The organism is Hymenobacter sp. YIM 151500-1, assembly GCF_025979885.1.
Taxonomy (GTDB): Bacteria; Bacteroidota; Bacteroidia; order Cytophagales; family Hymenobacteraceae; genus Hymenobacter.
Genome location: NZ_CP110139.1, coordinates 1282161 through 1297225 on the forward strand (window position 1 = coordinate 1282161; position 15065 = coordinate 1297225).

Annotated in this window: 14 protein-coding genes; 5 read left to right on the top strand and 9 right to left on the bottom strand. The window is 63.2% G+C overall.

Going from position 1 to position 15065, the window contains the following annotated elements:
- Positions 1-209: 209 nt before the first annotated feature.
- From OIS53_RS05285 to OIS53_RS05295, 3 genes are all read right to left on the bottom strand, one after another.
- The gene (locus OIS53_RS05285; RefSeq protein WP_264681352.1) at positions 210-1277 is read right to left on the bottom strand and encodes a potassium channel family protein; all 1068 of its coding nucleotides are present in this window, start codon (positions 1275-1277) and stop codon (positions 210-212) included.
- Between the two features lie 150 nt (positions 1278-1427).
- The gene (gene dnaG, locus OIS53_RS05290; RefSeq protein WP_264681353.1) at positions 1428-3476 is read right to left on the bottom strand and encodes a DNA primase; all 2049 of its coding nucleotides are present in this window, start codon (positions 3474-3476) and stop codon (positions 1428-1430) included.
- A gap of 180 nt (positions 3477-3656) precedes the next feature.
- Positions 3657-4349 (bottom strand): head GIN domain-containing protein, encoded by a 693-nt coding sequence (locus OIS53_RS05295; protein ID WP_264681354.1) that lies wholly within the window; start codon positions 4347-4349, stop codon positions 3657-3659.
- Between the two features lie 161 nt (positions 4350-4510).
- On the opposite strand from OIS53_RS05295, the gene OIS53_RS05300 reads away from it, so the two are divergent.
- Both OIS53_RS05300 and OIS53_RS05305 read left to right on the top strand, forming a co-directional pair.
- A complete protein-coding gene (locus tag OIS53_RS05300) occupies positions 4511-5614 on the top strand; it encodes an Mrp/NBP35 family ATP-binding protein (protein ID WP_264681355.1) in 1104 nt (367 codons plus the stop codon).
- A 218-nt stretch (positions 5615-5832) separates the two neighbouring features.
- Positions 5833-6168 carry a NifU family protein gene (locus OIS53_RS05305; protein ID WP_264681356.1) on the top strand — a complete coding sequence of 112 codons (336 nt, stop codon included), beginning with the start codon at positions 5833-5835 and terminating at the stop codon, positions 6166-6168.
- A gap of 85 nt (positions 6169-6253) precedes the next feature.
- On the opposite strand, the gene OIS53_RS05310 is transcribed toward OIS53_RS05305, so the two are convergent.
- Both OIS53_RS05310 and OIS53_RS05315 read right to left on the bottom strand, forming a co-directional pair.
- Positions 6254-6559 (bottom strand): hypothetical protein, encoded by a 306-nt coding sequence (locus OIS53_RS05310; protein ID WP_264681357.1) that lies wholly within the window; start codon positions 6557-6559, stop codon positions 6254-6256.
- 191 nt (positions 6560-6750) lie between these two features.
- Positions 6751-6915: a hypothetical protein gene (locus OIS53_RS05315; protein ID WP_264681358.1), complete on the bottom strand. Its 165-nt coding sequence runs from the start codon at positions 6913-6915 to the stop codon at positions 6751-6753.
- Positions 6916-7148: 233 nt separating this feature from the next.
- On the opposite strand from OIS53_RS05315, the gene fahA reads away from it, so the two are divergent.
- A complete protein-coding gene (fahA, locus tag OIS53_RS05320; RefSeq protein WP_264681359.1) occupies positions 7149-8438 on the top strand; it encodes a fumarylacetoacetase in 1290 nt (429 codons plus the stop codon).
- An 85-nt stretch (positions 8439-8523) separates the two neighbouring features.
- Here the strand turns inward: fahA and cobC are convergent, their stop codons facing one another.
- Genes cobC through cobT form a run of 3 tightly spaced genes read right to left on the bottom strand, consistent with a single transcriptional unit; the run spans position 8524 to position 10915 of the window.
- Positions 8524-9102, bottom strand: a complete 579-nt coding sequence (gene cobC, locus OIS53_RS05325) for an alpha-ribazole phosphatase (RefSeq protein WP_264681361.1) — start codon at positions 9100-9102, stop codon at positions 8524-8526.
- Positions 9087-9866: an adenosylcobinamide-GDP ribazoletransferase gene (locus OIS53_RS05330; protein ID WP_319805476.1), complete on the bottom strand. Its 780-nt coding sequence runs from the start codon at positions 9864-9866 to the stop codon at positions 9087-9089. The genes cobC and OIS53_RS05330 overlap by 16 nt, the downstream gene beginning before the upstream one ends.
- Positions 9863-10915 (bottom strand): nicotinate-nucleotide--dimethylbenzimidazole phosphoribosyltransferase, encoded by a 1053-nt coding sequence (gene cobT / locus OIS53_RS05335; protein ID WP_264681362.1) that lies wholly within the window; start codon positions 10913-10915, stop codon positions 9863-9865. The genes OIS53_RS05330 and cobT overlap by 4 nt, the downstream gene beginning before the upstream one ends.
- A gap of 225 nt (positions 10916-11140) precedes the next feature.
- Between cobT and OIS53_RS05340 the strand changes: the two genes are divergently transcribed.
- A complete protein-coding gene (locus OIS53_RS05340) occupies positions 11141-12298 on the top strand; it encodes a zinc-dependent alcohol dehydrogenase (protein WP_264681363.1) in 1158 nt (385 codons plus the stop codon).
- Between the two features lie 12 nt (positions 12299-12310).
- On the top strand, positions 12311-12835 hold the full coding sequence (locus OIS53_RS05345; RefSeq protein WP_264681364.1) for a hypothetical protein: 525 nt from the start codon (positions 12311-12313) through the stop codon (positions 12833-12835).
- Between the two features lie 279 nt (positions 12836-13114).
- Here OIS53_RS05345 and acs read toward each other — a convergent pair whose 3' ends face one another.
- The gene (acs, locus tag OIS53_RS05350; RefSeq protein WP_264681365.1) at positions 13115-15040 is read right to left on the bottom strand and encodes an acetate--CoA ligase; all 1926 of its coding nucleotides are present in this window, start codon (positions 15038-15040) and stop codon (positions 13115-13117) included.
- Positions 15041-15065: the final 25 nt, after the last annotated feature.

Sequence of the window (15065 nt, forward strand, 5' to 3'; positions counted from 1 at the left end):
GTGAGGCGTTGGAACGATTCTATACCGGTCGTCCTAGTATCTCGCGAAGTGAAACTTCGCGTTACATCTTTCTGGCCCATTACCAGCCCATGCGGCACGGTGCCGCATGGCCGCTTTCAGCGGCCGCCAGTCGGGAGACTGGCCCCATCCCCCGGCGGGCAGACGCGCCAGCACAGCTGGCAAGTCTGCCGCCAGGCCCCGTCAGGCCTCTACCCTGCCCGAAACAGCTGGAGTAAGGTCAGGATTTGGGCGTCGGTGCCGAGGAAGAGGAGGACGTCGCCGGGGGCGGGCACCAGGTCGGCGGGCGGGCTCACGGTGAAGTCGCCGCCCTGGTGCTTGAGGCCGATGACCGTGGCCCCGGTGCGGGAGCGGACGTCCAGCTCCCGGATGCTGAGGCTGCGCAGCTCGGGGCGCAGCTCCGAGCTGCTTAGCTCTTCCAGCCGCAGCTTGTTGGGGCCCAGGCCCGATATCATGTCCAGAAACCGGATTACCTCGGGCCGCATAATCAGGTTGGCCATGTGGGAGCCCCCGATTTCGTCGGGCATCACCACCGAGTCGGCGCCGGCGCGCAGCAGCTTCGGCTCGCTGCTTTTGAGGCTGGCCCGCGCCACGATGGTGATGCCGGGGCTTAGCTCGCGGGCCGTCAGGGCCACGAATACATTGTCGGCGTCTTTGGGCAGGGCCGTGATAAGGGCGCGGGCCCGCTCCACACCGGCCGCGCGCAGGGTTTCGTCGAGGGTGGCGTCGCCGAACACGGCCATAATGGCCTCGCCGGTGCCCTCGGTGGCATCTTTCACCAGCTCTTCGCTTTGTTCTACTATCACCACCTGGGCGCCGTTGGCCCGCAGCTCGTGGTAGGCCTTGCGGCCGTTGCGCCCAAAGCCGCACACGATGATGTGCTGGCGCAGGGCCCGGATTTCCTGGTCGTTTCGTAGCATGGCAAACATGGTCCGCAGGCCGCCGTCGAAGATGTAGGTGGTCAGCACCGACAGCAGATAGGCCAGCATCAGCAGGTTAAAGAAAATATAGAGCGACACAAACAGCCGCCCCGCCGGCGACATAGGGCGAATCTCGCCGAAGCCCACCGTCGAAACGGTAATCATGGTCATGTAGAAGGCCTCGAGCAGGGAATAGCCTTCCACCCACATAAAGCCGCCCACGCCCACCACCAGGCTCAGGGCCGTGAGGGCCAGCGCCCCCACAAAGCGGGTCAGGGCAAAGCGCCGCCAAATAGCGCGGGTGTACAAGAAAGAAGTGAAACGAGGCAGGGAGGGCATAATCAAAAGTAAGGCAACCGGGCCGTAGAGACACGTATCGGCTACGCCGACCTGCGGTACGCGTCTCACTCTTATATGGTGGGGCTTTTTCTCCCGCTTGTCGTTCAACAAAGGAAACGCACCTACGCCGGAAGACGAGACTACGCGTCTCTACATGCTGGCCCGCGGAATGACGGTGCCCAGCAGGTGTGCCAGCTGGTTGTCCATCTGCTTGAGCAGCTTGATGGTTTGCAGGTGGTCGAGCATTTCCACTTCGTCGAGTTGGGGCTGGCGCAGGGCGTCGAGGCGGGCGGCCAGCTCCCGCTCCACATTCACCTTGTTGAGACGAAGGATGGCATTGTCGCAGGCGGTTTGCAACAGGTCCAGCTCCCGGGGCACGTAAATCTGGTGGGTGGTCCAGTTGGGGCTCAGCTCGTACTTCTCAGTAGCCAGCTCAGCCACCAGACTGCGAATGTCGCCGCGGCCGTGCTGGATAAAAGTGCGCACCTCGGGCCAGCGGCCCTGGCGTAGCTCCTCGCGGCACAGGTGGAGCAGGTCGGCGTAGAGGCCGGTTTTGAAGGGCGTGTCGTCGAGCTGCTGCAAGAGGTACTGGGCCACGCTCACTTCCGGGGCCAGGGGCTGGGGCGAGTACAGCAGCAGCAGGCGCACCACCTCCCGCTCGCACTGGGCCAGCACGTCGGGCACGGGCTCCAGCTCCTCGGGCGGGGCCGTGAGGGCGTCGGGGCCGCCGGCCAGGTCCTCCGGCGAAGCTCCGTACATCAGGGCCTCGGCTTCCTGCTCGGGAGTGAGCTGGTTGTTGGTGGGTGGCTTTTGGTTTTTGGCTTCGTTCTGACCCAGCCCGCTCCCACCGCTGGCCGGGGCCTTCGGGCTGGCCTGGCGCACGATTTTGTTGTACTCGGTGATGAGTACCTGCTCATCAATGCCAAAGGCCTGCGAGGTTTGCTGCAAAAACACCTGGCGCTTAATCGGGTCGGGCACCTTGCCGATGCTTTGCAGCACGTCCCGAATAGCCTCGGCCTTTTTCACCGGGTCCTGGGCGGCTTCGCGGCTCACCAGGTCGGTTTTGAACTGGATGAAGTCCTGGCTGGCCTGCTCCAGGTGGTCTTTGAAGCGCTGGTCGCCGACTTTGCGGATGTAGGAGTCGGGGTCGTCGCCGTCCGGAAACAACACCACGCGCACGTTCAGGCCGCCTTCCAGCAGCATATCAATGCCCCGCAGTGAGGCCCGGATACCGGCCGCGTCGCCGTCGTAGAGCACCGTCACGTTGTCGGTGTAGCGCTTAATGAGGCGGATTTGCCCGTCGGTGAGCGAGGTGCCCGACGAGGCCACCACGTTCTTGATGCCGCCCTGGTGCAGGCTGAGCACGTCGAGGTAGCCTTCCACCAGGTAGCACAGCTCCTCCGAGCGAATAGCCTGCCGGCCCTGGTAGAGGCCGTATAGCACGTCGGACTTGTGGTAGATGTCCGACTCCGGCGAGTTCAGGTACTTGGCCGTCTTGTCGTGGGGCTTGAGCGTGCGCGCCCCGAAGCCAATGACCCGCCCCGACACGTTGTGAATCGGAAACATGACGCGCCCCCGGAACCGGTCGTAGCGGCGGCCGGTGTCCTGGCCCTGGTCGTCTTCTTTCGTAACCACGAGGCCAGTTTTCTCCAGATACTTCCGCTCGTAGCCCGCCTTCTCGGCCGATTTGAGCAGGTCGTCCCACTGGTCGAGGGAGTAGCCCAGCTCGAAGGTTTTGATGGTCTGCTGGTTGAGGCCGCGCTGGCGCAGGTAGCTCCCCCCGATGCTCTGGCCTTCGTCGGTGTGGAGCAGTAGGTGGTGGTAGTGGTCCTTGGCCCAGTTCGAGACGATGAACTGGGAGTCCTTTTCGTTCTGGGCCAGCTGCTGCTCGGGCGTCTTCTCCTCTTCCTGGATGTCGATGCCGTACTTCTTGGCCAGGTATTTCAGGGCCTCCACGTAGGAGGTGCCCTCGATGTCCATCACAAACTGCACCACTCCGCCCGCCTTGCCGCACCCGAAGCACTTGTACAGCCCCTTGGCCGGCGCCACCGAGAAGCTCGGCGACTTTTCGTGGTGAAACGGGCAGCAGGCCCACAGATTCTGCCCCTTCTTCTTCAGCGACACAAAATCGCCCACCACCTCTACAATGTCGGCGTGGTGAATAATCTGGTCGACTGTCTCCTTCGGAATCCGGGCCATACTACCAGCAAAGGTAGGCAAGAGTAGCGCGGACTGCGCAGCCCAATCGTCAGCGCCCATTGCTAGCTGAACAACAGCGCGGGGCACAGCCCCGCGCCGGCTAGGTGGCTTTGTTCATGCAAAAGCCCCTCACCTCACGGCAAAGGGCTTTACAAACAAGCAAACAAAAAGGCTAGCAATCTACCGGCTCACGCGGGCGGTACCTTTGTTTATGATGTCGCTGGAGCCGGAAGACTGGGCCTTCAGGGTTTCGGATACGGCCAGGTAGGCGTCGCTGGAACCGGAGGCCGTGACGGTGGCCTGGCGGCCCTGCAAGCCCGAAGCCAGATAGTCGCTGCTGCCGCTGAGCTGTACCTGCTGGCGCTCGGCCTGGCCGGTCAGCTTGACGTCGCTGGAACCCGAGGCTTCTACCGTCAGGGCCTTCACATTCAGCTTCAGCACCACGTCGCTGGCCCCGCTGGCCCGGATGCTGAACGCGTCGGCCGCCAGCTCCGATTCGCCCATAACGTCGCTGGCGCCGCTGGCCGTGATGGCCGTCAGCCGGGGGGCGGTGATGTAGATATTGACGTGGTTGCCTTTGGTGTTGAGCAGGTTGCGCAGCGTCTGGCTCATGCCTTCTTCGCGCCGGATTTCGAGCACGCCCCCGCGCACGGTGGTGGTGATGTAGGACAAGGCTTCTTTGGGCGCCTCCACCACCACGGCCGTCTGCGGGCCCTGCTTCAGAAATACATTGACGGCGCCCCCGGCCTGCACGGCCTCAAACGTGCCGGTGTCGCGGGTTTGCTTGGTTTGCTGAGCCAGGGCGGCGCCCGACAGCAACAGCGGTAGCGCCAGCAAGGCGGCGCACTTCGGGGAGAAAAGCAGGCTATTCATACGCTTGTAGAAGGAAAGGTGACACTCGGGAAGAACAGATGCGCCCGGCTACCGAAGCGTTGCCTGCTTCGGAAAATACTGGGCCAGAAAGCCTTGGCCGCCCGTATAAAGGCAACTCTGCCCGGTGTTTTCGGGTTATCTTTGCACCATACTTTCCGCCCATGACCCCGATAACCACCGAAGCCGTTCTCAAAGCCCTGAGCTACGTGGAAGAGCCCGACCTGGGCCAGGACCTCGTCACGCTCAACATGATTGAGGACGTGCAGATTGACGGCCGCAAGGTTGCCTTCACTGTCGTCCTGACCACGCCCGCCTGCCCGCTCAAGGAGCTGATTCACAACGCCTGCGTGCGCGCCATCCACACCATGGTGGACAAAGACGCCGAGGTGACGGTGCACCTGACCTCGCGCGTGACCACCATGCGCCAGAACCGCGACATCCTGCCCGGCGTCCGCAACATCATTGCCATTGCCTCGGGCAAGGGCGGCGTGGGCAAAAGCACCGTTACGGCCAACCTGGCCATTGCCCTGGCCAAAACCGGCGCCAAAGTTGGCCTCGTGGATGCCGACATCAGCGGCCCCTCCATGCCCCTGATGTTTGGGGTAGAAGACGCCCGCCCGCACGTATACCGCACCCCCGAAGGCCGCAACCTCATCGAGCCGATAGAAGCCCACGGCGTGAAGCTGATGAGCATCGGCTTTCTGGCCCCGGCCGAGTCGGCCATTGTGTGGCGGGGCCCCATGGCCTCGTCGGCCCTGAAGCAGTTTATCACGGAAGTGGACTGGGGCGAGCTGGACTACCTGCTCCTGGACATGCCCCCCGGCACCTCCGATATTCACCTCACCATGGTGCAAACCGTGCCCGTCACCGGCTCGGTCATCGTCACCACGCCCCAGAAAGTAGCCCTGGCCGACGCTGAGAAGGGCTTGCAGATGTTCCGCCTGCCCCAGATCAACGTGCCGGTGCTGGGCATCGTGGAGAACATGGCCTGGTTTACGCCCGCCGAGCTGCCCGAAAACAAGTACTTCATCTTCGGGGAAGGGGGAGGAAAAGGCCTGGCTGCCAAGCACGAAGTACCCCTGCTGGGCCAGATTCCGCTGGTGCAGAGCATCCGCGAAAACGGCGACCGGGGCACGCCCGCCATCCTCGAAAGCGGCTCCGCCACGGCCGAGGTGTTCGGCCAGCTGGCCGAGGAGCTGGCCCGCCAGGTCAGCATCCGCAACGCCGTAGCACCGCGCACCCAGGTAGTCGAAATGAACCGCTGATTGACGCTGATTCTTCTGGCTGCACCGATTTTGTTTTCTATTTATGCCCGCTGCTCAGCAGTTTTTCGCCTGCATCATGCAGGTCATTAAACTTCTCTCCCAGCCCGCTGGTTGAATTCAGACCAGCCAAAAGCCCTACCTTTGCCGAGCTGATTTGCCCGGCCGGCGGCCGGTAAAAAGCTGCGAAATCACAATTAATCAGCGTAAATCAACGATTCATGACACATTCTGCCGCCGTAGACGCGCACCCGCTGCTAGCCCGCGTTGAGCAGGCGCTGGACACCATCCGGCCCTATCTGGCGGCCGACGGCGGCAACGTGCGCGTGCTCGACATCACCGCCGACATGGTGCTGCGCCTGGAGTTGCTCGGGGCCTGCGGCACCTGCCCCATGTCGCCGATGACGCTGAAGGCGGGCGTCGAGGAATCGGTAAAAAAAGCCGTGCCTGAAATCAGGGCCGTGGAGGCTACCAACGTGACGCCCATGCACGAGCAGCCCGCCGGCCAGGCTGGCCGCCCCGTGCAGCCTAACCCCGTGCCTACGCCGCAGTTTTAGGTTTACTTGTCTTAACGTAGCGCGCCCCGCTTCTGCCGATTTTCGGTGAGAGCGGGGCGCGACGCTTTTATTTGAGCAAGTACTCTTACTGTTCTTTTGCTTTTCTTTTATTCTTTAATTCTTCCATATCAGTCAGATCCTTAGCTCTAGCGCTTGCCATTTTATCATCTAGTAAGTCGTTATAGCCTATGAATGGAATATCAATTCCAGCTAGCTGCACGATTTGCCGGTTTGCAAAAGCTGATGTAAAATTTAAAGGGGCCTTCAATTGTGGTAGAAAATCAAGAGTAAAGTCTTCAAATTCGTACTTAAAGAAAGATTTTCTTGGGCTCGGAGCTTGCTCGTTTTTGAAGGCTGTAACATCCTGTCCCAGTTCTTGCAATGCATTCAAAAGGTTAAAGTAGTTTCTCGTACGATGGGTTGTACCAAAAATCTAAATCGGGCTTGTCTGCAAGTGTACCAGACGAAGTAGTAGAGTATCTGAAATATCCGTGTAGTGCCACAGCCGTACCGCCTACAATCATGTATTGCACAGCATGTTTATTCAGAGCGTGGCATAATTTGATAATGGTATCAAACAAATTATTTTCCATCAGAATTAGTCGTTTTCGATAAAGTAATATTTCTTCTCATTAAGGCTAGTAGCTCTTCAAACTGAACCATTTTCTTATTCTTCAAGGCGCTGTTATCAGATTTGACATCAGCTTTTAACGCTGCGAAGCTTGTATGCCGGGTCAATTTTTCCATGGCTGTATGGCTGAAAATGGCTTCTAACGCTGCGAATGGATTTTCATTCCTTAACGGCAATGGTTAAGATGCTGGTATAAGCTGAACCACTAACTCTTGGTTGTGATACAACACCAATGCCAGCCGCTACCGATAAAGATACTTGGCTTGACTGACTACTTCTCCATCCTCGCACATCGTTTTCCTCACGCCGCTACCTTTGCCCCTCTCCTATCACCAACCATTCAACCCGCATGGCCCAGCCCAACGACCCCGCGCTCCGCTCCTGGATTGACATTGCCCCGACCAGCGACTTTCCCATTCAAAACCTGCCGTTTGGGGTGTTCGACAAGGACGAGCAGCCGGGTCCGCGCCTGGGCGTGGCCATTGGCGAGTACGTGCTGGATTTGTACGCGGTGGCGCAGTTCGGCTTTTTCGAGGATCTGGATTTGGGACCCAAGATGCCCAAGGTGTTTCGGCGGGGGGCGCTCAACTCGTTCATCTCCCTGGGCCGGCCGGCGTGGCGGGCTGTGCGCCAGCGCGTGAGTGAGCTGCTGCGCCACGACAACCCCGCCCTGCGCGACAATGAGGAAGCCATGCGCGCCTGCCTGGTGCGCCAGCGCGAGGTGCGGATGCGCCGCCCCGTGAAGCCCCGCAACTACACCGATTTCTACTCCAGCATCGAGCACGCCACCAACGTGGGCATAATGTTCCGGGACCCGGCCAACGCCCTGCTGCCCAACTGGCGTCACATTCCCATCGGCTACCACGGCCGGGCCTCCTCCATCGTAGTCAGCGGCACCGACATCCGGCGGCCCAACGGGCAGCGCAAAGCCCCCGATGCCGCCGCGCCCACCTTCGGTCCCTCGCAGCAGCTGGATTTTGAGCTGGAAATGGCTTTTGTGGTGGGCAAAGGAACGCACCTGGGCGAAACCGTGCCCATTCAGTACGCCGAGGACCACATCTTCGGGCTGGTGCTCTTCAACGACTGGAGCGCCCGGGATATTCAGAGCTGGGAGTACGTGCCGCTGGGGCCGTTTTTGGGCAAGAGCTTCGGCAGCAGCGTGTCGCCGTGGGTGGTGACGCTGGACGCGCTGGAGCCGTTCCGGGTGGCCGGGCCGGTGCAGGAGCCCGAGCCCCTGCTCTACCTCCGCCAGCTCGACGCGCACAACTTCGACATCAAGCTGGAAGTGGACCTGCAACCAGAAAACAGCGCCGCCACCACCATTTCGCGCTCCAACTTCGGGCTCATGTACTGGAGCATGGCCCAGCAGCTCACCCACCACGCCTCCAACGGTTGCAACCTGGAAGTCGGCGACCTGTACGCCTCCGGCACCATCAGCGGCCCCACTCCCGACTCGCTGGGCTCCATGCTGGAGCTGGCCTGGCGCGGCACCCGCCCCGTGCCCCTGGCCGACGGCTCGGAACGTAAATTCCTGCAAGACGGCGACACCGTGACTATGCGGGGATTCTGTGAAAAGGATGGCCTGCGGATTGGGTTCGGGGAGGTGACCGGGAAAATATTGCCGGCTTCAGCGGGGTAGGAATTTTCTCGCAGAGGTCCGCAGAGGGATGCGCAGAGGCAGGCAGAGGAACGACCTCAGCGGACCTCTGCGAGAAAACCCCACGTCAGCCATTCGTGTACGCCACGCTGAACTGGCCATGCTTGCAGCGCACCTTCGTGATGGAGCCGTAGTCGATATCGAGACGGAAGGCGTGCTGGAGGGGCAAACCCAGGCAGTGGCACACGAGGCTGCGGATAACGGCCGAGTGGCTGAACACCAGGGCCGTAGCCGGCGCTTCGGGGGCGGCCAGCAGCTCGGTCAGGAACCCGACAGCGCGGGCTTGCAGGCCGTGGAAGGTTTCGCCGCCGGGGGCGGCGGTGTGCACGAAATCGGCCATCCAGGGGTCCAGCTCCGAAGCAGGCAGCTGGTCCCAGGCTTGCAGCTCCCAGCGGCCGAAGTCGTACTCCATCAGCCGGTCGTCGAAGGTGATGGGGCCGGGAGCCAGGGCTTCGGCCAGGCAGTGGCACCGGGCCAGCGGGCTGCTGAACACGGCCACCGGGCCGACGGCCAGCACCGGGGCCAGGCGCTGGCGCACGGCGGCTTCGTCCTGGGCGTAGGTGGCGGCCACGGGCACATCGGAGCGGCCGTAGCAGATGCCGGCGGCCGTTTCTACGCGGGTGTGCCGAATCAGGTAGATATCCATAGCGGGGAGCAGAAAAACAGGTAGACCACCACCTCGGCTACTTGCTGGGTGGCGCCCAGACAGTCGCCGGTGTAGCCGCCGATCCACTTCTGGAAATAGCGGGCCAGGTACCACTTCACCAGGACCAGCGGCAGCAGCACCAGCAGCAGGGCGGGGCGGCCCAGCCAGGCGGCGTAGAGCAGCAGCGGCAGCACCCCGAAGCCCAGGCCCACCAGCAACTCCGCGCGGCTGATTTTCTTGGCCACGGGCTTGGCTTTACTGTCTTCGTTGGCGCGGGCGTAGTCGTGGGTGTAGATGAAGGTGAGGGCCGTGGCCCGGCTCAGGGCGTGGGCCACCACCAGCACCGGGGCCACGGCCGTGGGCGGCAGGCTGCGCAGGGCCCCAAACTTCAGCGCCAATATCAGCCCCAGCCCAGCCGCCCCGTAGGTACCCAGGCGGCTATCCTTCATGATTTCCAGAATGCGCGCCGGCGTCCAGCCGCCCCCGAACCCGTCGCACACGTCGGCAAAGCCGTCTTCGTGGAAGGCCCCGGTCAGCAGGATGCTGGCTACCATGCTCAGCAGCAGGACAACATCCACTGGGAACAGGTAGCTCAGGGCCCAGTAGGTGCCGGCCGCCACGCCGCCCACCAGCCAGCCCATCACCGGGAAGTAGATGGTGGCCTTGTTGAGCAGCTCCTCGGAATGGCCTACCCACTTCGGGCAGGGTACGCGGGTGTAAAACATTAGGGCCGTGAAAAACAGCTCTACCTGGCGGCGCATCATAGGGCGGCGGGCGTTTCGGCCTGGCTCACGCCGGCGCTGGCAAACGAGGCCATGTCGTTTAGAAAGCGTACCGCCGACTCCAGCAGCGGGTAGGCCAGGGCGCAGCCCGTACCCTCGCCCAGGCGCAGGCCCAGGTGCAGCAGGGGCCGGGCCCGCAAGTAGGCCAGCAGGCGGGCGTGGCCGGTTTCCTCCGACTGGTGGCAGAATACGCAGTACTCGCGCACAGCGGGGTGCAGGGCGGCGGCGGCCAGCAAAGCCGCCGTGGCAATGAAGCCGTCCACCAGCACCACCAGGCCCAGCTCGGCAGCCTGAAGCATGGCCCCGGCCATCTGCACAATTTCAAACCCGCCCAAAGCGGCCAGCACCGCCAGGGGCTCCGTCAGGTGGGCGTGCGTTTCGGCGGTGGCGGCCAGCACGGCGGCTTTGTGGCGCAGCTGCTCGTCGTCGAGGCCGGTGCCGCGGCCCAGGCACTCGGCCAGGGGCAGGCCCGTGAAGCGGTGCATGAGCAGGGCCGCCGCCGAGGTGTTGCCGATGCCCATTTCCCCGAACCCCACGACGTTGCAGCCCGCGGCGGCTACTTCGCGCACCAGCCGGGCCCCGGCCGCCAGGGCCTGCTCGCACTGCTCCGGGGTCATGGCCGGCTCGTGGCGGGCGTTGCGGGTGCCGGCGGCTATTTTCTGGTCGATGACGGCCGGAAACTCCGCGAAGGAGCCTTTCACCCCGGCATCCACCACTTTCAGCTCCAGGCCGTGTTGGCGGCAGAACACGTTGATGGCCGCCCCGCCGCGCACGAAGTTGAGCACCATCTGGTAGGTTACCTCGGCCGGGTACTTGCTCACGCCCTCGGCGGCCAGGCCGTGGTCGGCGGCGAAGACGAGCAGGTGGGGCCGGCGCAGCTCGGGCGTCAGCGTCTGCTGAATCAGGGCCAGCTGCCGGGCCAGGGCTTCCAGTTGGCCCAGGGCACCGAGGGGCTTGGTTTTCTGGTCGATTTTATCCTGGATGGCCGGGGCCAGGTGCTGGCGCAGGGGCTGAATCTGGAAGTGGGGCATGAGCAGGGCAGAATTTCCGGCGAAGGTAGGCTAGTTCTCCGGCGTATCCGCACGTATTCCTGCCGGAAGAAGCCGGACCGTAGCAACCTTACCCCGCCAGGCAAGTACACCTCATGCCCGCAGGAGCAGAGCCTTCTGCCGCGCACCTGCTGGTTGCCCGGCGGCCGGAAGCTTCTCGCCGCTGCCAACACAGCCTTCCACCTCCACCACCTAACCCTAGTTCCTATGCTTGCCATGGATTACCGAGGCCCGAAGCGGGTCCGCGCCAGCCAAAAGCCCATGCCCGAAATCCTGCACCCCGAAGACGCCATTGTGCGGGTAACTCGCTCGTGCATCTGCGGCTCCGACCTGCACCTCTACAACGGCAACGTGCCCGACACGCGCGTGGGCACCACCTTCGGGCACGAGTTTATCGGTGTGGTGGAGGAAGTGGGGCCCGACGTGCACAAAGTCAAGGTGGGCGACACCGTGCTGGTACCCTTCAACATTGCCTGCGGGCGGTGCTCTTTCTGCCAGCAGGGCCTCTACGGCAACTGCCACGAGTCGAATGCCCAGGCTTCGGCCGTGGGCGGCATCTTCGGCTACTCGCACACGGCGGGCGGCTTCCACGGCGGGCAGGCCGAGTACGCCCGCGTGCCCTACGCCAACTTCGGCCCCACGGTGATACCCGAAGGCATGGACCCCGACGATGCTGTGATGCTGACCGACGTGGTGCCCACGGGCTACCAGGCCGCCGAAATGGCCGGCATCCAGCCCGGCGACACGGTGGTGGTGTTCGGGGCCGGGCCGGTAGGCATTATGGCCGCGCGGTGCGCCTGGCTGTTCGGGGCCGGCCGCGTCATCGTCCTCGACCACGTGGACTACCGCCTGGAGTTCGTGAAGAACTACGCGCCCTGCGAGGCCTACAACTTCGAGAAGGACATGGACGACCCGGTGGTGTTCCTGAAGAAAGCCACCGACTGGCTGGGCGCCGACTGCGTAATTGACGCCGTGGGTGCCGAGGCGGCCGGCAACCTCATGCAAACCATTACGGGCCGCAAGGCGCTGTTGCAGGCCGGCTCGGCTACGGCCCTGCACTGGGCCATCAACTCGGTGAAGAAGGGCGGCATCGTGAGCATCGTGGGCGTGTATGGCCCCACCGACAACCTCGTGCCCATCGGCAACGTGGTGAACAAGGGCCTGACCATCCGGGCCAATCAGGCTTCGGTGAAGCGCCTGCTCCCGCGCCTAATTCAGCACATCCAGAATGGCGTGCTCAACCCCAAAGCCCTGATTACCCACCGCCTGCCCCTGGAGGAAGTGGCCGACGGCTACCGCCTGTTTGCCGACAAGCTCGACAACTGCATCAAGCCCGTGCTTATTCCCCCATCTGCCCGCAGCTAACCTTTCCCCGTTATGAACCGCATTACCGACTACAAGCAAATCAACGGCTGGGGCGTGGACGCCGACCCGCAAAACGACCCCACCTACCCCATGAAGCCCCACCACACCGACGCCGAGCAGCGCGGCTACACCTGGGAGCGGCCCGCCCAGCAACCCGAAAGCGTGGAAGTGCTGCAATCCATCGAGCGGCCCAACCTGCCCGCCGTGTTCGGCACCGCCTCGCCCCCGCAGGGCCTGAGCGGCATGCTCCGGCGCGTGGCTTTCAAGTACAGTGAGTCGCACTACGGCCACTGGCTGCCCCTGCTGCTCGCCGACCGGGTGAACGTGGTGGAAGGCATCGTAGAGGACCTCGCCCACGGCAAGCTGCCCAACATCTTCGCCGAAAAAGGCTACAAAGCATCCTGGCAGCACGACCGAACCGGCCTTATTACCCGCCTGACCACGGCCGCCGTGGTGGGCGTGGGCCTGGTGGCGTGGCTTTCTTCTTCAAAGAAGAAGCGCAAGCCCCAGCCCCGAAACTATCTGAGCCGGTTTTAGGGCCTCACCCCCCGGCCCCGCAGCTGCTTGATGCGCAGTATCCCGTGGAGAGGGGGAGCCAGTTCCGGGTTGTTCTACGCCGCTACGTCGGCTAGAGGCCTCCGCAGCGGCTCACCATTTAATAAAAGCAAAGCGCCACTACAAAGTCGTAGTGGCGCTTTCTTGTTGGTAGCAGTTCTTGAGGCGGTAGCCGAAAGGGCTGCGCTGCCGAAATCGTCAGGCTCCCCCTCTCCACGGGATACTGCGCATCAAGCAGCTGCGGGGCCGGGGGGTGAGGCCCTACTTCCTTCCTCCGATAATCTCGTCCACCACCAGTGGGTCGAGCAGGGTCGTTACGTCGCCGAGGTTGCTGGTGTCGCCTTCGGCTACTTTGCGCAGGATGCGGCGCATGATTTTGCCGGAGCGGGTTTTTGGCAGGCCCGACACAATCTGGATTTTATCGGGCTTGGCGATTTTGCCGATTTCGGCTACCACGGTTTCGATGATGCTGGCTTCTATGTGGCTGCGGTCGGCTTCGGTTTCGGGCACGCCTTCGGGGCAGATGACGTAGGCGTAGATGCCCTGGCCTTTCACGTCGTGGGGGTAGCCGACTACGGCCGATTCTACCACGTGGGCGTTCTGGTTGATGGCGTTTTCGATTTCGGCCGTGCCGAAGCGGTGGCCTGACACGTTAATCACGTCATCGACGCGGCCGATGATGCGGTAGAGGCCCTGCTCGTCGCGGCGGGCACCGTCGCCGGTGAAGTAGTAGCCGGGATAGGGCGCGAAGTAGGTCTGGCGGCAGCGCTCGTGGTCGCCGTAGGTGGTCCGGATAATGCCGGGCCAGGCCTGCTTGATGGCCAGGTAGCCTTCCTGGTCGTTGCCCTCGATTTCCTGACCTTCCTGGGTGAGCAGCACGGGCTGCACGCCCGGCAGGGGCAGGCCGGCGCGGGCCGGCACCGAGGGCGTGATGCCGGCCAGGGCCGAAATCATAATGCCGCCGGTTTCAGTCTGCCACCACGTGTCCACCACCGGGCAGCGCTCCTTGCCCACGTGCTGGTAGTACCAGTACCAGGCTTCCTCGTTGATGGGCTCCCCCACCGAGCCCAGCACCCGCAAGGAGTCGAGGGAGTAGCTGAGCACATGGTCCAGGGGCATGGCCATGAGGGAGCGGATAGCCGTGGGTGCGGTGTAGAAGGCCGTAACGCCGTGCTTGTCAATGACCTCCCAGAAGCGGCCGGGGCTGGGGTACGTGGGCACGCCCTCGAACATGAGCGAGGTGGAACCGGCCAGCAGCGGCCCGTAGAGCAGGTAGGAGTGGCCGGTTACCCAGCCGATGTCGGCGGTGCACCAGTACACGTCGTTTTCCTCGATCTGGAACACGTTGCGAAAGGTGTAGTCGGCCCACACCATGTAGCCGGCGGTGGTGTGCACCACGCCCTTAGGCTTGCCGGTGCTGCCCGAGGTGTAGAGAATGAACAGCGGGTCTTCGGCGTCCATTTCCTCGGCCGGGCAGGTTTTGGCTACATCCCTGGCTTCGTCGTGAAACCATACGTCGCGGCCTTCCTGCATCTGCACGGGCCAGCCCAGGTGCTCCACCACAATGACGCGGCGCACCGAAGGGCAGCTCTCCAGGGCCTCGTCTACCACCCGCTTCACCGGAATCTGCTTGGCCCCGCGGTTGAGGCCGTCGGAGGTCAGCACCACGCTGGCCTGGGCGTCGTTCACCCGGTCGGCAATGGCCGTGGCCGAGAAGCCAGCGAAGATAACCGAGTGCACCGCCCCGATGCGGGCACAGGCCAGCACGGCCACGGCCAGCTGCGGAATCATGGGCATGTAGATGCACACCCGGTCGCCCTTCTCCACGCCGTTGTTGAGCAGCACGTTGGCAAACTTGCATACCTCGTGGTGCAGCTCCCGGTAGGTCAGGCGCAGGTGGCGGGTTTTGGGGTCGTTGGGCTCGTAGATGATGGCCAGCTTGTTGCCGCGCGTAGCCAGGTGGCGGTCCAGGCAGTTCTCGGTGATGTTGAGGCGGGCGCCCTGGAACCACTCGTTGCGGCCGGCGGGCATGTCGGAGCTGAATACCTGGTCCCACTTGCGGCGCCAGGTGAAGGGCTCGGCCACCTCGGCCCAGTATTGCTCGGGGCTTTGGGTGCTGCGGCGGTAGGCATCATGGTACTCGTCCAGGGTACGGATGCGGGCGTGTTTGGGGGCGGTGTCGGGCATGGTGGGAATATGGTGAGGTGGTGGT

Excerpts from the sequence above, each read along its gene's own strand:
- OIS53_RS05285 (WP_264681352.1), bottom strand. The coding sequence starts at position 1,277 with ATGCCCTCCCTGCCTCGTTTCACTTCTTTCTTGTACACCCGCGCTATT.
- dnaG (WP_264681353.1), bottom strand. The coding sequence starts at position 3,476 with ATGGCCCGGATTCCGAAGGAGACAGTCGACCAGATTATTCACCACGCC.
- OIS53_RS05295 (WP_264681354.1), bottom strand. The coding sequence starts at position 4,349 with ATGAATAGCCTGCTTTTCTCCCCGAAGTGCGCCGCCTTGCTGGCGCTA.
- OIS53_RS05300 (WP_264681355.1), top strand. The coding sequence starts at position 4,511 with ATGACCCCGATAACCACCGAAGCCGTTCTCAAAGCCCTGAGCTACGTG.
- OIS53_RS05305 (WP_264681356.1), top strand. The coding sequence starts at position 5,833 with ATGACACATTCTGCCGCCGTAGACGCGCACCCGCTGCTAGCCCGCGTT.
- OIS53_RS05315 (WP_264681358.1), bottom strand. The coding sequence starts at position 6,915 with ATGGAAAAATTGACCCGGCATACAAGCTTCGCAGCGTTAAAAGCTGAT.
- fahA (WP_264681359.1), top strand. The coding sequence starts at position 7,149 with ATGGCCCAGCCCAACGACCCCGCGCTCCGCTCCTGGATTGACATTGCC.
- cobC (WP_264681361.1), bottom strand. The coding sequence starts at position 9,102 with ATGGATATCTACCTGATTCGGCACACCCGCGTAGAAACGGCCGCCGGC.
- OIS53_RS05330 (WP_319805476.1), bottom strand. The coding sequence starts at position 9,866 with ATGATGCGCCGCCAGGTAGAGCTGTTTTTCACGGCCCTAATGTTTTAC.
- cobT (WP_264681362.1), bottom strand. The coding sequence starts at position 10,915 with ATGCCCCACTTCCAGATTCAGCCCCTGCGCCAGCACCTGGCCCCGGCC.
- OIS53_RS05340 (WP_264681363.1), top strand. The coding sequence starts at position 11,141 with ATGCTTGCCATGGATTACCGAGGCCCGAAGCGGGTCCGCGCCAGCCAA.
- OIS53_RS05345 (WP_264681364.1), top strand. The coding sequence starts at position 12,311 with ATGAACCGCATTACCGACTACAAGCAAATCAACGGCTGGGGCGTGGAC.
- acs (WP_264681365.1), bottom strand. The coding sequence starts at position 15,040 with ATGCCCGACACCGCCCCCAAACACGCCCGCATCCGTACCCTGGACGAG.